We start from the raw sequence: 20826 nt of genomic DNA, 5'->3' as shown, positions 1-20826 counted from the left end.
CCGGTCCCGCGATGTAAACGCTACGGCCCCTTAAGCCGCGCGCGCGTTCACCTTCACCAGGACGGCTGCAGGCCGACCAGCTTCGCGCCGCAGCTTGCCCGCCTCAAAACCATGCATGCCGATCTGCCATTGCAGCCCGACGATGGCACCCTTGGTCGGCTGCAACAGCGCGAGCGAAGCGAACAACGTCACCGGCAGCCACACCACCAGTTGCAGCCAGACGGCCGGCGCATAGGCGGTCTCGACCGCGAGGATTGCCGGCACCACGAGATGGCCGACGACGACCATCACGAGATAGGCCGGGAAATCGTCGGCGCGCTGGTGGAACAGCTCCTCGCCGCAATGGTCGCAGGTATCCGCCACCTTCAGGAAACGGCCGAACGCGTGGCCTTCGCCGCAGTTCGGGCACTTGCCGCGAAATCCGCGCCACATCGCCTTTGCCAGAGAGACTGAACCGGTTGCCATGACCCCACCTCTTCCTTTTCTACGATCCATACAATAATATCTTGCGTCCATACATTCAAAGGATATAGGCCTTAATTGCATGGATTGGACCCCTACAATTTCGGAGCTGAGCGGGCCGCGCTATCAGCGCATCGTCGAAGCCATGGAGGCCGACATCGCCGCCGGCCGGCTGGTGCGCGGCCAACAATTGCCGACGCAGCGGGCGCTGGCAAAGGCGCTCGGCATCGACCTCACCACGGTGACACGCGCCTACACCGAGGCGCGGCGCCGCGGCATCATGGAGGCCCGGGTCGGCCAGGGCTCGTTCGTGTCGGAGACCAGCGCGCGCCGCGTGGTCGATCTGCCGCATCCCGTCGCGATCGACCTCTCGATGAACGTGCCGCCGCAACCTCTCGAAGCGCAGCTCGACGAGCGCATCATCGCCGGGATGGAAGCCATCCGCGCGCAATCGGGCCTGACCGCGCATCTCAACTACCAGCCGCCCGGCGGCAGCGCACACGAGCGCGAGGTCGCGGCGCGATGGATGCGCCCCCGCGTGCCGCATGCGCATGCCGACAGGCTCGTGATCTTTCCCGGCGCACAGACGATCCTGTTCAACCTGCTCGCCCACCTCGCCCGGCCCGGCGACATCGTGCTGACGGAAGCCCTCACCTTCCCCGGCATCAGGGCCGCCGCCGCGCGCCTCGGCGTCAGACTTGTCGGCGTCGCGATGGATGACGGCGGCATCCTGCCAGAGGCGCTGGCAAAGGCTTGCCGCACGCATAGACCGAAAGCGGTCTATCTCATTCCGACGCTGCACAATCCGACCACCGCGACGCTTCTCCCCGAGCGCCGCAGCGCCATCGCCAAGATCATCAACGATGCCGATACGATTCTGATCGAGGACGATGCCTACGGGCTGCTCGATCGCTCGGCATCGCCGATCGCCAATCTCATTCCGGATCAGACATATCTCGCGACCACGCTGTCAAAATGTATCGCGCCCGCACTACGGGTCGCCTATCTAGTGACGCCCGACGGCAGCTCGCAGCGGGAGATGCGTAGCTCTTTGCAGGCGACGGTGCAGATGCCGGCGCCGCTGATGGTCGCGCTGGTGACGCGTTGGATCGAGACCGGGATCGCCGACCGCATCATCACCGCCATCAGAAGCGAGGCGATCGGCCGCCAGCAGCTCGCGCAACGGGCGCTCAAGGGATTTGAGTTCCAGGCCAAGCCCGCCGCGCATCATCTGTGGCTGCGGCTGCCGGAGGACCGTCCCGATGTCGCGGCGCATCTGCTGCGGAATGGACTGGCAGTCGTCGCCGGCGAGGCCTTCACCGTCGACGGGACCGCACCACACGCGGCACGCGTCTCGCTAGGCGCGGCGCGCAACCGGGCGGAATTGACGGAGGCGCTGCGCATCCTCGTGAGCGCGCTGCACAGGCCCGCCGACACCCGGCAGATCGTCTAGCAAATACCTATCGATGCTGCCGGCGATGGTGGGAGCGCACGACCGGCGCAACAGCCGATGGATAAGCTTGCGATGCGTAGGCATCGCTCGGCTGGCCGAGAGCCCCGCGCGCGGCGGGCGTGAGCTGGCCGCCATTCAGAACGTCGCGGTCGGGATGGGCAGCCTGATAGGCAGCAGGCTCGGAAAACTGGGCCTGCGCCATGATCGGCATCAAGGCCGCCGCCGACACTAGTGCGGCCGCGACGGCAATCTTCGTGCGGGTCATCGTCCTTCTCCATATTTCATTCGGGAGACTGGCCGATCGAACCGCATGATGGCGTCGAGCGGGCCCCCAGTTTGAAGTACGAGCGTCATGTAGGCCTGTCTTTCGCGAACGCCCGCCGTTGGGGATCACGCTTGCGTGCGGTTTTGAAATTGACCTGCACGGCCGCAGCTGTGCTATGCGAGCGATCGCGATCAACAGTTCGGGATCGTCAAGATAACAGGGACAATCTGTTGGAAATACTCACCTACGGGCTGCTGCTGCTCGGCGCACTGGCCGGGGGCTTCGTCTCGGGCCTTGCCGGTTTCGGCACGGCGCTGATGGCGCTCGGCATCTGGCTCTACGTGCTGCCGCCCTCGCTCGCGGTGCCCCTGGTGCTGATCTGCTCGGTGATCGCGCAGAGCTCGACGCTGCCGTCGATGTGGAAGAGTTTTGATCTCTCGCTGGTCTGGCCGTTCCTGATTGGAGGACTGCTCGGCGTGCCGCTGGGCACCATGCTGGTCGCCTCCGCCGATCCAAAAGTGTTCAAGCTGAGCGTCGGCGTGCTGATCCTTGTTTTTTCGACGGCTCTCTATCTGAACAAGCGGCCGCTCGCCGTCACGTTCGGCGGCCGCATTGCCGACGGCGCGATCGGTTTTGCCGGCGGCATCTTGGGTGGCCTTGCCGGACTGTCGGGGCCACTTCCGATCCTGTGGGCAAACATCCGAGGCTGGAACAAGCACGAGCGGCGCGGCATCTTCCAGCTCTTCAATTTCACCGTGCTCGCCGCCGCCTTGGTGTTGCAGACCGCCTCGGGCCTCGTCGCGTTCAAGGTGGTCTGGCTCGCAGTGATCGCATTTCCGGGCACGCTGATCGGCGCATGGGCCGGCGCGCGCGTCTATCATGCGCTGAGCGACAAGCATTTCGGCGATGTCGTGCTCGGTCTGTTGTTCCTGTCGGGCCTCGGCCTGGTCTGGAACAGTTTGGGCACGCACTAACTCCGTATTGTCTTCGCGGCGAGCGCCATGCCGCCGGCAATGCCGACGCCAAGCACGTAGATCCAGCCCTCGGCGAAATCGAACAGATGCGAGTTGAGCAGCGAGGACAGCATGTTCTGCACCACGACCAGAAGGCCGACCCAGCAGGCCAGCCCCTCTCCGCGAAACAGCGAGAGGTGCGCGAACCAGAGCGCATAGAGGATCACGACGCCCGACGCGCCCCACTGCACGGCGACATTGAGCGTCTGGTTGTGGGGATCACCGACGATTTCCGCTCGAACCCCGCTCTCGCCGACAGCCGCGCGCGCGAACAGGCCGCGGATCGCCCCGGTGCCGTGACCGAGCAGCGGCGCGTCCGCGGTGAACGCCAGCGATTTGCGCCAAAACTCCAGTCGTGACCCCATGCCGCTGACATCATTGCCGGCGATGCTGACCTCATAGTCTCCGTTGAATTTGGCGACTGTTGCGCGCAGACGCGGCGAGGCGGTCCACAGCAGCACGGCCAACAGCCCCATCGCGCCGACGGCGAAGAGTGCGGTGCGGCGGCGCAAATGCAAAAGCGCGAAGACCACGATCAGGATCGGCAGCGTCACCAGCGCTGTCCGCGAGACCACGACGAACATCATGTTGGCGAGGAATCCGATCGCGAGCGCCACGAACAGCGCCGCGACGCGGTAGCGGCCTCGTCGCAGCAGCGACACGATCGGGTAGACCAGCGCGATCGCACAGAGCGCGAACTCCTGGCTCTGGTCGATATAATTGCGCACCGCGATCCCGCTTTCGACCTTGTAGGGCCCGCGCGACAGATAGAGTTTCAGCGACAATGCGGGATCGACGGCGACGGCGAAGGAATAGAGCATCAGTGCCGTGCAGGATACCAGGAACGCGGAAAACACCCAGCCGCCAAACGGCCAACGCTCGAACTGGTAGATCAGAAGCGGAATTACCAGCAGCTTCGCCGCCGGGCCGATCGCATGGATTCGGTCCGGCCACGGCGCATCCGACCAGAGCGTGCCGATGGCGGCGAGTAGGACCAGCGCAATCGGCAGCAGGCAGATTGCCCGAAGCAGCGAACGCGGAAATTCGCGAAGGTCGAGGAACGCGAACGCGATCAGCCAGGGAATGAGCGCGAAAATGAGCCCGGTCGTGGTCCACGGCAACAGCAACGCGATCAGCGCGACGGAGCGGGCTGGCGTGCGATAGCGTGCCGCCCAGATCGCGGCGAGCCAGGAATTGGGCCGCTGCTCGTTCAACACCTCGGTCATTTGGCCCCTGCAGCCGATCCCCACGGCGCGGCAAGTTTGCCGCAGCCGTGGGGCGGGGACAAGCGATCGCTACGCTGGCGCGCGTACAGGAGACGCCACGCGCTTGGGCGCAGCCGGCTCCGGGGACTTCTCATGCCGGAGCGTGGCAAGGCGCTTCCTGAATTCACGCCGTAGCAGCCACAAGCTCAGGGCCGCCTGCAGCGTGGTTGCCGCGATCGACAGGTACCAGACGTGCTCGATCCGGAAGCCCGGCCGCGTCGACAGCCAGATCGCCGGCAGCGAATAGGTGAGCACGCGCGTTGCCGAACTCCACAGCACCGGCTTGGTATTGCCGAGGCCCTGGAACATGCTCGAGCAGGTGAAGATCACGCCCTGCGCCACCATGTTGAGCGAGATGATCCGCAGGAACAGGAACGCGATCTCCATGGTTTCCCGGTCGTTCGAGAACCCCGAGAGCAGGAGCTGCGGCTTCAACTGCGCGAGGCACATGAAGCCTATCATCACGACACTGGTGATCAGCGCCGCCTTGACGAAGGTTTCGCGCACGCGCTCGCCTTTTCCGGCGCCCATGTTCTGGCCGGCGATCGGCCCAGCGGCGAGCGCAACTGCAAGCCCCGGCATCTGGATCAGGCCCAGGACCCGTTGTCCGATCCCGAAACCGGCCTGCGCCGCCGCACCGAAATCGCGCAGCACGAAATAGACCACCGCCATGAGGATGAACATCATCGCGAACTCGCCGCCGGCAGGCAGGCCGACATTGAGGATGCGCCTCAGATGCTGCGCCTGCGGACGCCACTGCGCCGGATTGAAGGCGACATAGCGTTCGACCTTACGAAAATGCGCAAGCAGCATCACGACGCCGATCAACACCGCGATCGAGCTCGCCAGCCCCGCACCGGCAACGCCGAGCGCATAGCCCGTGCCCAAGCCCGCGATCAGAACCGGCGCCAGCGCGATGTTGATGGCCACCGCAAGCGCCTGCACCAGCATCGTGGGACGCACGATGCCGGTAGCGCGCAGCGCGGATCCCATCACCTGGCTCGCGAATTGCAACGCGAGCGCCGGCATGAACCACAGCAGATACGTGGTCCCCGCCTCGATCGTGGCTTCGTCCGCGGCGATCGCATGCATGTAGGCGCGCGACAGCGCCGCGCCTGCGACCAGGGTCAACAGTCCGAACAGCACCGACAGCACGATCGCCTGATTGAAGATCAAATTGGCATCCGGCCGATCCTTGCGTCCCACGGCATGCGCGATCAACGACACCGCGCCGACGCCGAGCACCTGCATCAGCGCGTTGATGAGAAAGCCGGCATTGCCGGCCGCCGCCACGCCCGCGACCGCGGCATCGCCCAAGCCCGAGACGAAGTACAGATCGACCAGCTGGCAAAGCATGATCGTGACCATACCGACCATGATCGGCGGTGCCATGCCCAGAATGTGCTTCGCGACGGAGCCGTTGGTCAGGTCTTTCATGTCACCCGTCCTTGACCGATTCCTTGGCGACGCGGCCGACATTGGTCCGCCGGCCGCGCGCCACTCATTCCGCTGCTGCGATCTGTCCGAGCTCCACCACCTGGCGCTCGAACAGGCCGCGATAGATGCCGCCGGGCCTGGCCGCGAGCTTGGCATGCGTGCCTTGCTCGACGATCTCGCCGCGGTCGAACACCAGGATGCGATCGAGGCTCTTCACCGTCGAGAGCCGGTGCGCGATCACGATCGAGGTGCGGCCTCGCATCAGCCGCTCCATCGCCTGCTGGATCAGCGCCTCGGATTCCGAATCGAGGCTCGAGGTCGCTTCGTCCAGGATCAGCACCGGCGCGTCCGCCAGGAAGGCGCGCGCCAGCGCCACGCGCTGCCGCTCGCCGCCGGAGAGCTTGACGCCGCGTTCACCGACCAGCGTGCCGTAGCCCTTGGGCAGGCGCAGGATGAAGTCATGCGCGTTGGCCAGCCGTGCCGCCTGCTCGATCGCCTCCAGGCTGGCGCCGGGCCGGCCATAGGCGATGTTCTCGGCGAGCGAGCGGTGGAACAGGATCGGGTCCTGCTGCACGACCGCGATCTGGCTGCGCAGCGAATGCTGCGTGGCCTTGGCGATGTCTTGCCCATCGATCAGAACGCGGCCGCCGGTGACGTCGTAGAGCCGCTGCACCAGCTTGACGAAGGTGGTCTTGCCGGAGCCGGAGCGGCCGACGAGACCGACGCGTTCGCCGGCGCGGATCGTGACCGACAGTCCGTCATAGAGCGGCGCATGATGGCCGCCATAATGGAACGTGACGTCGTCGAACACGAGCTCGCCGCGCTCGATCGGCATCGGCCGCGCGTCCGTCGCATCCGCAATCCCGATCGGCTCGTCGTGGATCGCCACCAGCTCCTCCATGTCATTGACCGAGCGCTGCAGGTTGTTGATGTGCATTCCGACGTCGCGCAAATAGGCATGGATGACGTAGTAGCTCGTCAGCACATAGGTGACGTCGCCGGGCGAGGCTCGCCCCGACATCCACAGCAGCACGGCGCCGCCGATCACGGAGGCACGCAGGGCCAGCAGCACCGAGAGCTGCGCCAGATTGGTGTAGTTGTAGCGCAGCCAGGTCCGCCGCACGCGCACGCGCCAGCGGTTGACGACACGGGCAAGCCGCGCATCCTCGCGCGCTTCCGCGCCGAACGATTTCACCACCGCGTTGCAGGTCAACGCATCCGCCAGCGTGCCGCCGACCTTGGTGTCCCAGGCATTGGAGATGCGCGCGGCCGGCGCGATGTAGCGCGTCGAGAACAGCACCGTCATCGTGACATAGGCCAGCGCGCCCAGCGCGATCACCGCGCCAAGCGAGGCCCAGTGCAGGCCGAGCAGGATCATCGACCCGATCAGCACCAGCAGCGACGGCGCCAGCGCCATCAAGATGGTGTCGTTCAACAGGTCGAGCGCCCACATGCCGCGGGTGACCTTGCGCACCGTGGATCCCGCAAAGGAGTTGGCGTGCCAGTCGGTCGAGAACCGTTGCACGCGCATGAAGGCTTCCTGCGCGACCTCGGTCATGATCTTTAGCGAGAACGGCACGATGGCCTGGAGGCCGGTCAGCCGCAGCACCATGGAGGCTGCGCCCAGCGCCACGATACCGCCCAATGCCATCAGCGCCGCGTGCCGCGCGGCGGAATCGGATGGGCCGCGCGTCAGGGCGTCGACCAGATGTCCGGAGAAGACCGGCATGAACAGGTCGGCGATGGTCGCACCCAACAAGCCGCCGGCGACGATGAGGGTACGCCCCGGCTGCTTCAGCCAGTGCCGGAACACGAAGGGCAGCACCACGCGTATCGCCGCGGGCCTTTTTGACAGAGCGGTCATGGCATCATCCGGCCGCTTATGGCGCGGGCCGGCTCCATTGATGGACGCAGGCCGGCCGCGAGGGCCGAGACGGCGTCACTTAAAGTTGGTTTTGACTTGGGAAGCGGGGCGATCGGGACCAGGAGCCCAATCGAAGCTGGCGGAAGAGGCCTCTAGGAGGCCGAGCACATACCGAGCCAGAACATCATCGAGCGCGGGCGTGCGATCTGCGAATGCGACGAAATCATGCAAATCCTCCCGGTTCGATGGAATGAGGTGCGCTTTATAGATGTGTCAGCGGTGATTTGCAACGGGGCTCGCGCGAGATCACGCACGAGTGTTGCAAATTAGTGCGCGTCGCCGCTGGCGCCGAACGGCGAGGCCGGCCTCTTCAACAGTGTGACGAGCAGGGTGAGGCCGAGATAGAACAGCGTCAGGATGAAGAAAGCATCGCCGAAGCCCATCACCACGGCCTGGCGATGCACGAGCTGGCTGAGCTGCTTCATCGCCATCAGCGTGGAATCGCCAAGCCCCTGAAACTTCTGCATGAACATGGTCAGGGTTTCGGTCGCGGTCGCGTTGCCCCAGGTCACACGCTCCTGCAGGCGCGTAATGTGCAGATCGGTGCGGTCATTGAGCACGGTGTTGATGACGGCGAGACCTACGGCACCGCCGAGATTGCGCATCAGGTTGAAGAGGCCCGAGGCGTTCTTCACCCGGTCGGGCGCCAGCGTGCCGAGCGCGATGTTGTTGGTCGGCACCATCGCGAACATCATGCCGATGCCGCGCAGGATCTGCGGAATCAGCAACTCATAGAAATCGTAGTCGCGCGTGATCCAGGTCATCTGGTAGGAGCCGAGCGCGAACACGACGAGCCCGAACGCGATCATGTAGCGCATGTCGTACTTCGCCATGAGACGCCCGACCACCGGCGCGATCAGGAACATGGTGATGCCCGAGACGAACATGGTCTCGCCGATCATCAGTGCGCTGTAGCCACGCACTTCGGCGAGGTAGCGCGGATAGATGTAGGTCAGGCCGTAGAGGCCGATGCCGATGCAGAACTGAAGGACGCAGCCGATCGCGAAATTGCGGTTGGAAAAGGTGCGTAGATTGACGATCGGCTCGGCCGCCGTGAAGACGCGCCAGAAGAAGGCGATCGCCGAGATGCCGCAGATCCAGGCGCAGATCGCGACCGAGGGGTCCTGCATCCATTCATATTGCGGGCCTTCCTCCAGCACGTATTCCAGCGTGCCGAGGAAGCCGGCCATGAACAGCAGCCCCCACCAGTCGAAACGGTCGAGCAACTCGAAATGCGGCTCGTCGAAATCGACCAGCGCCAGCACGCCGATGGTGATGCCGATGCCAGGCACGATGTTGATGAAGAACAGCCAGTTCCAGGACATCAGGTCGGTGATGTAGCCGCCGACAGTTGGCCCGATGGTCGGAGCCAGCGTTGCGACGAGCCCGATGATGGGACCGACGATGTGGAATTTGGTGCGTGGGAAGACGGTGTAGGCCGAGGCGAACACCGTCGGGATCATGCCGGCGCCGAGAAAACCTTGCAGCGCGCGCCACAGGATCATCTCCTCGATGGTGGTGGCGAAGCCGCAGAGCAGGCTCGATGCGGTAAAGCCTGCCGCCGAGATTGCGAACAACAGCCGCGTGCCGAAGGCGCGCGACAAGAATCCCGACAGCGGGATCGCGATCACTTCGGCGATCAGATAGGCGGTCTGGACCCAGGAGACCTCGCTAGAGCTTGCCGACAGGCCGGCCTGGATTTCACTCAGGGACGCCGAGACGATCTGGATGTCCAGGATCGACATGAACATCCCGAACACCATGATGATGAAAGCGAACAGCCGCTTCGGCGCGATGCGCTCCGAAGCGGGGTCCGCCATCATGGCAGGTGAAGCGGTCGTGGCGTTCGCCATGGTCTGACCTCGCGGCGCAGGCGCGCTACTGCGGATGGATCATGGTGGCGTCGTCGAGATCGACCTCGCTGTCGGCGTCGGCCGCGCCCTTGTTGGTGTCGACGGTCGCAGTGACCGACATGCCGGCGCGGAGCAGGTTTTGCTTCGCGACCGACTTCGGCACGCGGATGCGGACCGGCACGCGCTGCACGATCTTGGTGAAGTTGCCGGTGGCGTTGTCAGGCGGCAGCAGCGTGAACACCGAGCCCGCGCCCGCCGCGATGCTGTCGACGACGCCGGAGAACTTGCGCATGCCGTAAGCATCGACCTTGATCGTCACCGGCTGGCCGGGACGGATGCGCTTGAGCTGGGTCTCCTTGAAATTGGCATCGATATAGACATTGTCGAGCGGCACGACATTGCCGAGCCGCTGGCCCACCGCGACGAAATCGCCGGCACTCACGAGGCGGTTCGAGAACGTGCCGTCGACCGGCGCACGAACCGCGGTGAAGGCGAGATCGCGCTCGGCCTTGGCCAGCGTGGTCTTGAGCTCGGCGAGTTGCGCCTGCGCTTCGGCCTGCTGCGCCTTGGCGACGTCGACATTGCTGAGCGCGACGTCGTAGGCGGCCTGCGCAGCCTTGACCGCGGCGGCGCCCTGGTCGCGTCCGGCTTCGGAGCTCTCGAAGGTGGCGCGCGAGGCAAAACCCTTGTTGCTCAGCGCCTGCTGGCGCTCATAATCGAGATCGGCGCGCTTGAGGCCGGCTTCCGCGGAGACGAGCTGCGCCTTGGCCTGTGCGACCTGGCTGTCGAGCGCCGCGACCTGGCGGCCGATGCGATCGATGGTGGCCTGCTGGGTCGCGATCCTGGTCGCGGCGGCGTCGACCGCGATCCTGTAGTCGCCGTCGTCGATGCGGAAGACGATGTCGCCGGCGCGCACCGTCGTGTTGTCGCCGGCGAGGATCGAGGAGACGTGTCCGGCAACGCGCGCGCCCAGCATGGTGTTGTTGGCGCGGACATAGGCGTCGTCGGTCGCGACGTAGAAGCGGCCGACCAGCGTGTAATAGCCGGCATAGCTCGCGGCCGCGAGCGCCAGCACGAGCCCTACTCCCATCATCACGAATTTGCGCTTGCCGGACTTCGGCACGCCGGCGGCGGGCGCGTCTGGGGCTGCGGCCGGCTTGTCGGTCACGGGCTTCTCCGGCGCCTCGCTGGGACGGCGCTTGGTTTCCTCGGCCACATGAGAGCGCAACTGCTCGGCGAGAGCCACAGACGTCTCGGTGGCAGCGTCACCACCCGCGGGCGTCGGCGTCTCCACGGCGTCCGGGCGAAGGACGCGCGCAGCCTGGTCTCTCACTACGGCCATGGAGGCCTCCCCAAAAAAGCGCGATGAGGGACGGCCGCCCTGCGGCCGGGTCCCTCTCGCCTATCCCAAAATATCATTGACCGAACGGTTCGGTCAATATAGATAATATGCCCGGGCAGACCCTACTGGGCCGATCCTTTATTTCGGTTTCATCACCTTGGACCGATGCAAAAACTTTCCGAGACCCTGAACCAATGGTTGTAGCCGGCCGCGAACATCTCCACGTCGTCCAGGAGGAGGACAGCTCCAAACGCCGCCAGATCCTGGACGGGGCCCGCAAGGTGTTCATGGATCTCGGGTTTGACGGTGCCAGCATGGGCGAGATCGCCCGCGCGGCGCAGGTCTCCAAGGGCACGCTTTACGTCTACTTCGCCGACAAATGCGCGCTGTTCGAAGCGATCCTCGAACAGGAGGCGCTCCAGCACGGTCAGGTCGCGTTCAATTTCGATCCGGCACGCGATGTTGAAACCACGCTGAAGGATTTCGGCCGGGCCTACAACCGTCTGCTGTGCCGGCCCGGCGGCGGATCGGCGATCCGCACCGTGATGGCGATCGCCGAGCGAATGCCCGATCTCGGCCGCCGCTACTATGCGCGGGTGCTGGACAAGTCGATCAACCGCCTCTCCGACTATCTCAAAGCCCACGCCGCCGCCGGCGATCTCGAAATCGACGATTGCGATCTGGCGGCGTCGCAGTTCATGGAACTGTGCAAGGCCTCGCTGTTCCTGCCCTTCGTCTTCCAGGCCGCGCCCGCACCGTCGGAAGAGCGCATGAGCGAAGTCGTCGACAGCGCGACGCGGATGTTCCTCGCGGCGTACGGGGCGAAGTAGCGGCAAGTCGGGCCTGCGTTGCAGGCCGCTCCGGCGGCATTATATTCGGGCTCATGTCCCGTGATCTCCGCCCGCCCGTCGATATCCTCCATTACGAGATTGTCCAGGAACAGGCCTCCGCGCTCGGACGGATGGGCCGCACGCTCGAACAGGCGCTGGCGCGCCTGCGCGAGTTCGACGCCGCCCATGCCCTCCCCGAGGTGCCGGCCGCGATGCAGCCGGCCCGACGCAAGCTGGTGATGGAAGCCGGCCACGCGCTCTGGATGTTGGTGGTGCAGCGTGAGGCATCCGGCTTGCGCGACAGCCGCCACATCATGCGGACCTACAATGTCCCGGCCGAGGTGCAGTGCTGCATGGGGCTGGTGCCGGCAGCGTCGAAGCCGGCCTGAAATGATTTCTACGGGGCGCTAGACAAGGCCAGCCGTTACCACGGCAACGATTGCGATGGCTGCGAGCGCCTAGAAAGAGGCCATGGTCGAATGGCCGCTTGGGCACAGATTCTGATGATGGCAATACGTTTCGATCGCCGAGGTAGCAACAGCTACGCCAAACCTTCATCGGGAATATTGAGAACAGCGCCGCATGCTTTGCAATGCACGGCATCGCTCTCATGCCGCTGCAGTCCGCAAGTTGGGCAAGGAAATCTGACCTTATTCGGACTCAACAATGCGCGCGCAAGATTGAAGAACAGGGTTACGCCGAAAATCATGATCACGACGGTTATCAAACGACCTATTGTGCCTGGCAGGGTGATATCGCCAAAGCCAGTCGTCGTCAGCGCGGTCACAGTGAAATACAGCGCGTCAGCATAATTCCGAATCTGATCGTTACGAAACTTCTGGGTCTCGTAGACTATCCCCGTCATGACAAATATGAAAACCGCAAGATTGGTGACGGCAAAGATGACCTCCTCGTTGCGACGGAAGAACGACGAATCCATGCGCAACCTGGCGAGCATCTGGTAGTCACGAAGCATTCCCAGCGTCCGCAAAATCCGCAGAAAGCCGCCAGCCTCGCCAGGCAGGGGCGCCAGGAATGAAACGATGGCGACCATGTCAGCCCATGTCGAGAGGCGGCCGAACTTTCGAAGCGGATGCCGGTCGGCGAGTAGCCGTGCTGAAAAATCGGCCAATATCATTGCGCCGAATAGCAGGTCGAAGGTTTCGATGATCTCACTGGGGTGCAGGAACGACGTCCCGATGATGAACAGTATGGTCACAACATCAAACGCGAGCAAAGCATAGCGGAAACCAACGGCGCTGGGCGTTGTACCCTCGTAGAGGCGACGGACGCGGCTTCTCAGGGAGGTGTGGTTCACAGCTGCCATGCTCGCAGTTTGCACAGATGATAGCAGCTGGGACAACCTCGCGCCCTGGGAGATCTAAGTCAGTGCGACGAGTTCGAGCTAGTCGACGCTTCCGTGACAGTCCGCAGCACAAGCGTCAGGTGGCTGTTACCGGGATGGATTGTCGTCGGCACAACCTCGATGCTATCGGCTCCAAGTTCGCCTGCTTTCTTCCACTGAAACGCAGCGCCGGATCTGCTGTAGACATTCACCCTTTTTGTTTCTCTTCCGCGCTTCTTCCATCCGAGCTTTTGGAGCGTTCTTCGAAGCGGTCAGCGCCCTTCGCTAAATCGTGTCCCGTCTTGCTCTCGTTTTTCGCTTCGTCCTTAGCAGCCGCCTCGCGCAGGCCTTCAGCGGCGCGTTCCCCAGCTTTTGACGATTTTCGTTCGTCATCCATGTGAAGCACCTTTCCTGATAAACAACACGCTTCTCCAGGACTAATCCGTGCCTGTCCCAGATTGGCCATAACAAACTTCAACCGGATCGCTTGGAGATTGTTCCAGTTCGGTTGAAGCTAGTGCGTTTGCTGGCCCAAAGCTGATGTCAGACGAGCCGCGCAGTCCCTGTGCGCTAAAGGACTATCGAAGATTACAAGCAGCATGTGCGCTCCGGTCACAAGCGCCCATCATGCTCAAGGCGGAGACTTCCGTTGCGTCGGTAAGCTGACCCTACTGGTCCACGCCTACTGCTACCTGCTTGCGGAGCGCGGCGAGATCGTTGACGACCATCTTGGTCGGGCCGGTCCAGATGATGCCGTCGTCCTGGAGGCGGCTGAGGATCAGGCTGATCGACTGGCGCGTCGCGCCGATCATGCGCGCGAGATTGGCCTGCGTGATGCGGCCGAGCGATATCGGGCCGCTCTCGTCCTGGGCCGCGTTCTCGCACAGCTTGACCAGCAGCAGCACCAACCGTTCCGCCGCCTTCTGCCCGGCCAGCGTCTGCGCCAGCATCGAATAGGTCTCGCCCTTGAAGCCGAGGCACTCGATCAGCGCGACTGCGAACGGCGGCGACTGCGCGATCAACCGGCGGACCGCATCCTGGTCGAGATGCAGTGCTTCGACGCGCCCGAGCGCGCGGGCCGACCAGCTGTGGCGGTGATCGCCGAGGATATAGGGCGCGCCGACGAAGTCGCCGGCCTCCCAGGTCGACAGCATCAGTTCGCGCCCCTGCGTGCCGGCATGGGTGCTTTCGACGATCCCGTTCAGGATGATGTGGATGCCGTTTGCGGGCTCGCCCTCCCGCAGCAGATATTCGCGGTTCTGGTAGGTCGCGAGCCTGCCGGTTCGCATCACCAGCTCCAGATCGGGCTTGTCCAATGCCTTCAGCACATAACGTCCGGTCCCGGGCCGTGGCAGGTCGGCGCGCGGCTCAGCTGGATCGGCCACCTCATGCGCATCGCTGCGCCCCACGATCGGTCTCCCTTCGAGTGACGGCTCGAAGGCTAGGAGGTCTCCGCTCGGATTGCAACGCGGCGCAGATGTTCTGGCTCGGCCGAAGCCCCCATGAAAGCGCAAGCCAGATCGGTGAGCAGGCGCTCCCGGCCGGCCGGCGCCAGGAACGTGATGCCATAGGGCACGCCGGCTGCGGTGACGGCGTTCGGAACGGCGATGGCGGCCAGCCCAAGCGGGTTGGCGTAGTTGGTGTAATAGCCGTTGTTGAAGTTGGCCGTCAGCGGATCGCGCGCGACGTCGTCGATGCTCAGCACGGTGCCGACCGTCGGCACGACCAGCGCATCATGAACTTGCCAGAAATCGCGCAGCGACCGCTGGACCTCCTTGACCTTGTAGAGCGCACGATAGGCGTCGGCCGCCGTGAACTTGCGGCTGCCGATGACGAGGTCGCGCACGATCTTCACGCCCGCCTCCGGGTTGGCGTCGAGGAATGCGCCGACCGAGACGTCCCGCTCGGCGAGGAAAGGTCCGAAAAACATCAAATCGTTGACCGAAATGAACGGCGCGAAATCGACCAATGCGACCGACAGATCGAGCTGCCGCAGCTTGCGGAGTCCATCGCCGAACAGCGCCTCCGTCTCCGCATTGCCGAAGAACCTGAGCTGATCCGGACGCGGCGTTGCGATGTTGAGCGGCCGCGCCGGAGATGCCTGCTCCGTCCATCCGGCGGAATCCACCGGTGAAAAACAGTCCTCGACGTCGCGCCGCGCCAACACGCGATAGATCTCGTGGCCGTCGCGGGGATCGCGCGTGTAGAGCGAGATGGTATCGAAACTACGGCACGCGTAGACCATGCCGCGCTGACTGAAGGCGCCGGGCGCCGGCTTGAAGCCGGTCACGCCACAATAGGACGCCGGCACCCTGCCCGATCCGCCGGTATCGGTGCCGAACGCAAAGGACGAGGTGCCCGTCGCGACCGATACCGCTGCGCCCGAGCTGGAGCCGCCGGGGATGTAGTCGGGGTTGTGCGGGTTGCGGGCGATGCCATAGGGCGAGCGCACGCCGACGAGGCCGGTCGCGAACTGATCCATATTGGTCTTGCCGAGATAGATCGCGCCGGCGGCGATGGCGTCGGCAACAACCGGGCTCGTGTCTTTCGCGGTGTAGGCGAATTCCGGGCAGGCCGAGGTGGTCCGCTCGCCGGCCACGTCGATACAGTCCTTGACCGAGAACACGAGGCCGTAGAGCGGCAGTTCGCCGATCTCGCCAATGCGCGCATCGAGCGCGCGGGCCCTTGCCATGACGCTTTCGGGATTTGCCGTCGAGATCCAGACGCCGCTCTGGTCGGCGTCATCGAGGCGCGACAACAAGTGCGCGGCGACATCGGACGGCTTGAGCTCGCCGCTGCGATAGGCGGCGCGGAGGTGGCGAGGTGCGAGATTCATGTCGGTCACGTGCTTGCAGGAATTGACAATGTGCCGGCGAGGCAAGCCCGCCGGCACCGACCCTAGCGGCCGATCACCTTCTCCAGATAGGCGGGCTGGATGAAGGCTTCGAAGTCGGCGCGCGGCAGCAGCTTCGGCAAGCGCTCCTGCTTCACCAGGAAATCGGCGGTCGAGATCAGCGTGTCGACGAACTTGCCCTTTTTCGCGGATGTGCCGAGATACTCCTCCGTGAGCTGCGTGCTGCAGGGGATCATCCCGGTGCCCTTCATCATTCGCTGCGCGTCCTCGAGAGGCAGCGAAAGCTCTTCCGCGATGATTTCGGCAGTCTTCTCCGGGTTCTTCAGCCAGAAATCGATGCCTTCGCATTCGGCCTTGATGAACTTGTCGACGTAGGACGGATACTTCTCCGCGAACGCGTTCATGACGACGCCGATGTCCCAGGTCGGGTAGCCGCGCTTGGCCATCTCGCCCGAGGTGACGAGGATCTTGCCGCCGTTCTTCACCGCCTTGCCGAGATTCGGCTCCCAGAACCAGGCCGCGTCGATGTCGCCGCGAAGCCAGGCCGCCGCGATGTCCGACGGCGCGAGGTCCAGAATCTTCATCGAGGCGGGATCGACACCCTCCTCCTTGAGCGCCTGGAGCAGGAGGTAGTGCGTCGTGGAGCCGAACGGCGCCGCCACGGTCTTGCCCTTGAGGTCCTTGAGCGAGGTGATGTTCTTGTCGGCGCGGACCACCATCGACTCGACGTAGTCGAGCATGTTGATCACCAGGATGCCCTTGATCGGCAGGGAGCGCGTCGCGCCGATCGCGGTCGGCGGGTTGCCGAGGCCGCCGAAGTCGACATCGTTGCCGGCGATCGCGCGCAGCATGTCGCCGCCGCCGCCGATCTTGACGTATTTGATGTCGACGCCCGGCATCTCCTTGGCGAGCAGGCCAAGATGCTTGGTGACCAGTTGCGCATTCACCAGGTTCAGATAGCCGACGGTCACCTTCGCCGGCTTGTCCTCGGCGCGGACTGCGGCCGTGAGCGCCAACGTGGTTACCGCGAGCGTCGCAATCAGTCTCTTCATGGAGGTCTCCCCTACGATCAGAATTGGATTCAGGCCCACGGCATCAACAGTTTCGCGATGCCGCGCATCATGAGGTCGAGCACGACGCCGGTGAGACCGAGCACGATCAGCCCCATGATCACGACGTCGGACAGCAGGAACTTTGCGGCGTCCCAGATCATCCAGCCGATGCCGGCGGAGGCCGCGACGATTTCGGCGGCGACGAGAACGGTGTAGGTGAAACCGAGCGAGATGCGCATGCCGGCGAGAATCAGCGGTCCCGCCGCCGGCAAATAGACGTGAAACAGCAAATGGCGCCGGGTCGCGCCGAGCGACTGGGCGGCGCGCACATAGACCGGGTCCACGCTGGTGACGGCCTGGATGGTCGAGATGACGATGCCCGGCAAACCGGCAAGAAACAGCAGCGACAGCTTCGAGCTCTCACCGATGCCGAGCCACATCACCAGCAGCGTATAAAGTCCGAGCGGCGGCAGTGGCCGGTAGAACTCGATCAGCGGATTGAGCAGCGCGCGCGCGTTGCGCGACACGCCCATGAGGACGCCGAGCGGGATGCCGATCAGGCAGGCCAGCGTGAAGGCCGTGAGGATGCGATAGAGGCTTGCGCCGAGATGCTGAAGCAGGGTCGCGCCCTGATATCCCTTCGTCATCGTCTTGACGAACGCGGCCCAGACCGCCTGCGGCTTCGGCAGGAACAGCTCGTTGGCCCAGCCCATCTCCGTGACGATGGCCCAGCCGGCCAGCAGCACGGCCACGGTCAGCGTCGAGAGCAGCACCGATCGCGAGACCTTCGGAAGCCGCAGCCGGAAGCTGCCGCGTCGGGTGCGATCCGGCGAGATTGGAATCGTCATGTGGGTCGCCTCGACGCTCATGTCCGCACTCCCAGGATCTGCATGATGGTCAGCGCGTAGATCCGCGTCGCCATCACCGACTTGGTGATCGAGATGTTCTCGTTGTCGACGGCCCAGCCGTCTTCTCCGGGACCGAACGTCACCGCATTGATCCCAGCTTCGCGGAAGCGGATCGTGTCGTTGAAGGCATTCTTGCGGTTGACCCCGGGCTCGCGGCCCATCAGACGCCGGTAAACCGCGCGGAGGGAGCGGCAGGGCTCCTCCTCGATTGGCACCGGTTCGGTGGCGTTGACGAACAGCGAGCCCGGCACCTGGCGCACCTCCACCTTGACGTCGTTCACGCCCCCAAAAGTGTCCCGTCCGAGACGCTCGATATCCGCAATCACGCTCGACAGCGTCATGCCGGGCACGATGCCGACCACGGCAAGCGTGATGGTGCAGGCATCCGGCGAGAACTGCATCTCGCCAGGCAGGCCGGACCGAATGCGCACCACGGCGCAGCAGGGCGGCGTATGTCCCATGAACTTGCTGGGGACATGCGTGAACGCCATGTCCTTCAGTTTCGGCAACAGCTTTGCCGCTTCCATGATGGCGTTGACGCTGATGTCCGGCCGCCAGATGTGCGACTTGATGCCGTGAACGGTGAGCTCGATCAGGCAGTGGCCGGAATTGGCCACCGACAGGTTCATGCCCCAGTCCTTGTTGACGTCACCCCAGGCGGTCGGCTCGGCGGTGATCTCGTAGTCGGCGGTCAGGCCGACCTTGTTCAGCATGTAGATGGAGCCCTCGGTGCCGTTCCGCTCCTCATCGACGGTGTAGCAGCACATCAAGGTGCCATCGAACTTCACGCCCGCTTCGGTCAGGGCCTGCACTGCGAGCAAGGATGCAGCGAGGTTTCCGCGCGTGTCGGACGTGCCGCGCGCATAGAGCAGATCGCCGTGGCGCGTCGCCTTGAACGGATCGAAATCCGTCATGTGCCATTTCTCGGGCTCGACGGCAGGATAGGTGTCGAGATGGTCGTTGAGAATGAGCGAGGGGGCGCCGTCCCGTCCCTTGAGCACGCCGAGCACGTTCGGCCGGTGCGGCTGCGCGCTGTGCTTGGTGACCTCCATGCCGAGCGCTTCGAGCTTGCCCGCGACCAGCATCGAGATCGCCTCTTCCTCGGCGGGCGGCAAATCGGGATCCAGCGGATTGCCGGAACGGGGCTGACCGGTGCGGATCAGCTCGGATGCCAGCTCAAGCCAGCGCTCCTCCGTGATGCGCGACAGCACGCGCTGTTCGAGATCCGAATAAGGAGGGCTGACAGGCATCTGCATGACGGGATCCGCTGGCTCACGGCGCCGGCAGCGCCGCTTCGTGGCGGCCTCCTCATTGCAGCGACCGTGCCAACTGCGGGAAAAGCCCGTCACGGCAGGATTGTATTGATGATTTCAATGGCTTAGGCGAGATTTGCGCGTGCGCAAATTTTTGCGCCCGAGATGCGCTCTGCCAAAGACGCGGCGTCGACTGAACAGGCAGGGCTCAGCGCGAGGCGGGCCGGCATGGGGTCGTAGCCCGCATGGAGCGAAGCGGAATGCGGGAACGCCTTGCCTGGATTGCGCCGCCCGTAATCCAGGCTACGGGCCACGCGCAATCCTCAATCGTCGGCGTACTCGTCCTCTTCGTGCTTTCGCGCCATGCTCTTGCGCGTACCCAGCGAGCCGGTCACGGAGGGATCGCGTGCATTCGCATAGGGATTGCGCCCGCCCGCGCGCCCGGCGACCTCTTCGCCGGAGACGGCGGCGGGCTGGCAGATCAGCCGGCGGCTGGCGCGGCGCATCAGATCGACGTGGATGTGATCGTAATGATAGACGTTCGAGCCCGGCGCCAGCACCGTGGTGAAATGCACGCACGCGCCCGACTGCACGTCGCGCAGGAAGCCCTGCTCTTCCGGCATGCCGCGCCAGCCATCCTTCACGGTGACGCGGCGGCCGTCGGCGAGCACGAAGGCGGCGATGTCGAGCGCATTGCCGAAGGCGTGCTCGGAAATATGGGCATGCGAATTGCCGTTCATGCCGCGGCAGGAATAGGCGGAGATCTGCTTGATCTCCGCGACGCGGGTGCCGAACCAGCGCATCGCCGAGGGCTGCACGGTGTCGGCGAGCCAGCGGTCGAGCTCGGATACGATCGGACAGGCCAGCGTCGCAACCGGCTTGATCGCAACAGGGCCGACGGCGGTGACGGGATCGCCCCGTGCCGGACCAAGACGCGGCGGCGGTTGCTGCGCGGGCGCCTGCGAATACGGCGCCGGCCGCGCTGGATAGCTCGGCGCATTCATGTAGCGCGACGCGCCCGCGGCATCGGTGCCCTCGGGCGGCAAATCGATCTCGTCCTCCTGCTGCGCCACGCCGGGCGCATTCAACGGCATCGGGCCAGGCGAAGCGCCATAGCCGGAAGGCTGCCGCACCGCGCTCTCGGGATAGTTCGAGCGTTGCGGATAGTTCTGGCTTTGCGGGTAATTCGATCGGGGCTGCGTCACCGGCCAGCGCGGCTGGTTGCCGATGCTCCCGGGTGGTCGCAAATCCTCATCGGCAAAGCCGTAACTGCTCGAGCCTTCGCCGAGGGCGGCGACCTTGAGCGGAAACTCCGCGCCGCACATGCCCGGCCCGGAAATCGGGTCGATGCGGACGAGATCCGGCCCTTCTTTCACCGCGCCTGATTTCAGGCATGCGGCTTCGGCCTCGGCCCGCCACGGTTCACGTTCGGCCTGGAAGACGCCGCGTCCGCAACCCGCTAACGAAACAAGGACGATGGAGCCGACGAGATACAAACGAACTCCGCGCGTCATGCACGCACGTTCGGTGAATTTACTTAAAGACTCTTCAACGTGTTGATTTCAGTGTT

19 protein-coding genes are annotated in these 20826 nt (G+C 64.5%); 4 read left to right on the top strand and 15 right to left on the bottom strand.

Translation table 11 applies throughout. The annotated features are described in order from the left end of the window. Nucleotides 1-30 precede the first annotated feature (30 nt). Nucleotides 31-495, bottom strand: coding sequence for a DUF983 domain-containing protein (locus ACIPUD_RS01090; RefSeq protein WP_162496554.1), 465 nt, complete (start codon nucleotides 493-495; stop codon nucleotides 31-33). A 49-nt stretch (nucleotides 496-544) separates the two neighbouring features. Here ACIPUD_RS01090 and ACIPUD_RS01085 point away from each other — a divergent pair, with 49 nt between their 5' ends. Next, nucleotides 545-1915 carry an aminotransferase-like domain-containing protein gene (locus ACIPUD_RS01085; RefSeq protein WP_247475512.1) on the top strand — a complete coding sequence of 457 codons (1371 nt, stop codon included), beginning with the start codon at nucleotides 545-547 and terminating at the stop codon, nucleotides 1913-1915. Between the two features lie 7 nt (nucleotides 1916-1922). On the opposite strand, the gene ACIPUD_RS01080 is transcribed toward ACIPUD_RS01085, so the two are convergent. Next, nucleotides 1923-2180: a hypothetical protein gene (locus tag ACIPUD_RS01080; RefSeq protein WP_446480002.1), complete on the bottom strand. Its 258-nt coding sequence runs from the start codon at nucleotides 2178-2180 to the stop codon at nucleotides 1923-1925. Between the two features lie 230 nt (nucleotides 2181-2410). Between ACIPUD_RS01080 and ACIPUD_RS01075 the strand changes: the two genes are divergently transcribed. Further along, nucleotides 2411-3154 (top strand): sulfite exporter TauE/SafE family protein, encoded by a 744-nt coding sequence (locus ACIPUD_RS01075; RefSeq protein ID WP_204512078.1) that lies wholly within the window; start codon nucleotides 2411-2413, stop codon nucleotides 3152-3154. On the opposite strand, the gene ACIPUD_RS01070 is transcribed toward ACIPUD_RS01075, so the two are convergent. From ACIPUD_RS01070 to ACIPUD_RS01050, 5 genes are all read right to left on the bottom strand, one after another. Beyond that, the gene (locus ACIPUD_RS01070) at nucleotides 3151-4419 is read right to left on the bottom strand and encodes an O-antigen ligase family protein (protein WP_446480001.1); all 1269 of its coding nucleotides are present in this window, start codon (nucleotides 4417-4419) and stop codon (nucleotides 3151-3153) included. The two genes, ACIPUD_RS01075 and ACIPUD_RS01070, sit on opposite strands and share 4 nt — an antisense overlap. A 69-nt stretch (nucleotides 4420-4488) precedes the next feature. After that, on the bottom strand, nucleotides 4489-5895 hold the full coding sequence (locus ACIPUD_RS01065) for an MATE family efflux transporter (RefSeq protein WP_085349096.1): 1407 nt from the start codon (nucleotides 5893-5895) through the stop codon (nucleotides 4489-4491). Nucleotides 5896-5959: 64 nt separating this feature from the next. Further along, entirely contained in the window at nucleotides 5960-7759 is a 1800-nt protein-coding gene (locus ACIPUD_RS01060) for an ABC transporter ATP-binding protein (RefSeq protein WP_162496552.1), read from the bottom strand. A gap of 326 nt (nucleotides 7760-8085) precedes the next feature. After that, complete coding sequence (locus ACIPUD_RS01055; protein WP_085349098.1) at nucleotides 8086-9672, bottom strand: DHA2 family efflux MFS transporter permease subunit; 1587 nt, start codon at nucleotides 9670-9672, stop codon at nucleotides 8086-8088. 25 nt (nucleotides 9673-9697) lie between these two features. After that, nucleotides 9698-11014, bottom strand: a complete 1317-nt coding sequence (locus ACIPUD_RS01050) for an efflux RND transporter periplasmic adaptor subunit (protein ID WP_446480000.1) — start codon at nucleotides 11012-11014, stop codon at nucleotides 9698-9700. 194 nt (nucleotides 11015-11208) lie between these two features. On the opposite strand from ACIPUD_RS01050, the gene ACIPUD_RS01045 reads away from it, so the two are divergent. Together ACIPUD_RS01045 and ACIPUD_RS01040 are read left to right on the top strand one after the other, a co-directional pair. Further along, a complete protein-coding gene (locus tag ACIPUD_RS01045; protein ID WP_085385393.1) occupies nucleotides 11209-11844 on the top strand; it encodes a TetR/AcrR family transcriptional regulator in 636 nt (211 codons plus the stop codon). Between the two features lie 53 nt (nucleotides 11845-11897). Next, the gene (locus ACIPUD_RS01040) at nucleotides 11898-12233 is read left to right on the top strand and encodes a DUF6665 family protein (RefSeq protein ID WP_085361419.1); all 336 of its coding nucleotides are present in this window, start codon (nucleotides 11898-11900) and stop codon (nucleotides 12231-12233) included. 152 nt (nucleotides 12234-12385) lie between these two features. Here ACIPUD_RS01040 and ACIPUD_RS01035 read toward each other — a convergent pair whose 3' ends face one another. The 8 genes from ACIPUD_RS01035 to ACIPUD_RS01000 all read right to left on the bottom strand — a co-directional run bounded on the left by ACIPUD_RS01035 (nucleotide 12386) and on the right by ACIPUD_RS01000 (nucleotide 20770). Then, on the bottom strand, nucleotides 12386-13171 hold the full coding sequence (locus ACIPUD_RS01035) for a potassium channel family protein (RefSeq protein ID WP_446479999.1): 786 nt from the start codon (nucleotides 13169-13171) through the stop codon (nucleotides 12386-12388). Between the two features lie 226 nt (nucleotides 13172-13397). Continuing rightward, nucleotides 13398-13586, bottom strand: a complete 189-nt coding sequence (locus ACIPUD_RS01030) for a hypothetical protein (protein WP_085385390.1) — start codon at nucleotides 13584-13586, stop codon at nucleotides 13398-13400. Between the two features lie 271 nt (nucleotides 13587-13857). Continuing rightward, nucleotides 13858-14598 carry a Crp/Fnr family transcriptional regulator gene (locus ACIPUD_RS01025; protein ID WP_085349104.1) on the bottom strand — a complete coding sequence of 247 codons (741 nt, stop codon included), beginning with the start codon at nucleotides 14596-14598 and terminating at the stop codon, nucleotides 13858-13860. Between the two features lie 32 nt (nucleotides 14599-14630). Next, nucleotides 14631-16025, bottom strand: coding sequence for an amidase family protein (locus ACIPUD_RS01020; protein WP_446479998.1), 1395 nt, complete (start codon nucleotides 16023-16025; stop codon nucleotides 14631-14633). A 62-nt stretch (nucleotides 16026-16087) separates the two neighbouring features. After that, nucleotides 16088-17095: a taurine ABC transporter substrate-binding protein gene (locus ACIPUD_RS01015; protein ID WP_085349140.1), complete on the bottom strand. Its 1008-nt coding sequence runs from the start codon at nucleotides 17093-17095 to the stop codon at nucleotides 16088-16090. A 29-nt stretch (nucleotides 17096-17124) separates the two neighbouring features. Further along, nucleotides 17125-17964, bottom strand: a complete 840-nt coding sequence (locus ACIPUD_RS01010; RefSeq protein WP_085349106.1) for an ABC transporter permease — start codon at nucleotides 17962-17964, stop codon at nucleotides 17125-17127. Beyond that, the gene (locus ACIPUD_RS01005; protein WP_446479997.1) at nucleotides 17961-19259 is read right to left on the bottom strand and encodes a M20 family metallopeptidase; all 1299 of its coding nucleotides are present in this window, start codon (nucleotides 19257-19259) and stop codon (nucleotides 17961-17963) included. The genes ACIPUD_RS01010 and ACIPUD_RS01005 overlap by 4 nt, the downstream gene beginning before the upstream one ends. 320 nt (nucleotides 19260-19579) lie before the next feature. Next, nucleotides 19580-20770 carry an extensin-like domain-containing protein gene (locus ACIPUD_RS01000; protein ID WP_085361424.1) on the bottom strand — a complete coding sequence of 397 codons (1191 nt, stop codon included), beginning with the start codon at nucleotides 20768-20770 and terminating at the stop codon, nucleotides 19580-19582. Nucleotides 20771-20826: the final 56 nt, after the last annotated feature.

The organism is Bradyrhizobium sp. CAR08 (assembly GCF_052871955.1).
Note: the sequence above shows the minus strand (reverse complement) of the source record. Positions and strands in the feature narration are given on the sequence as shown.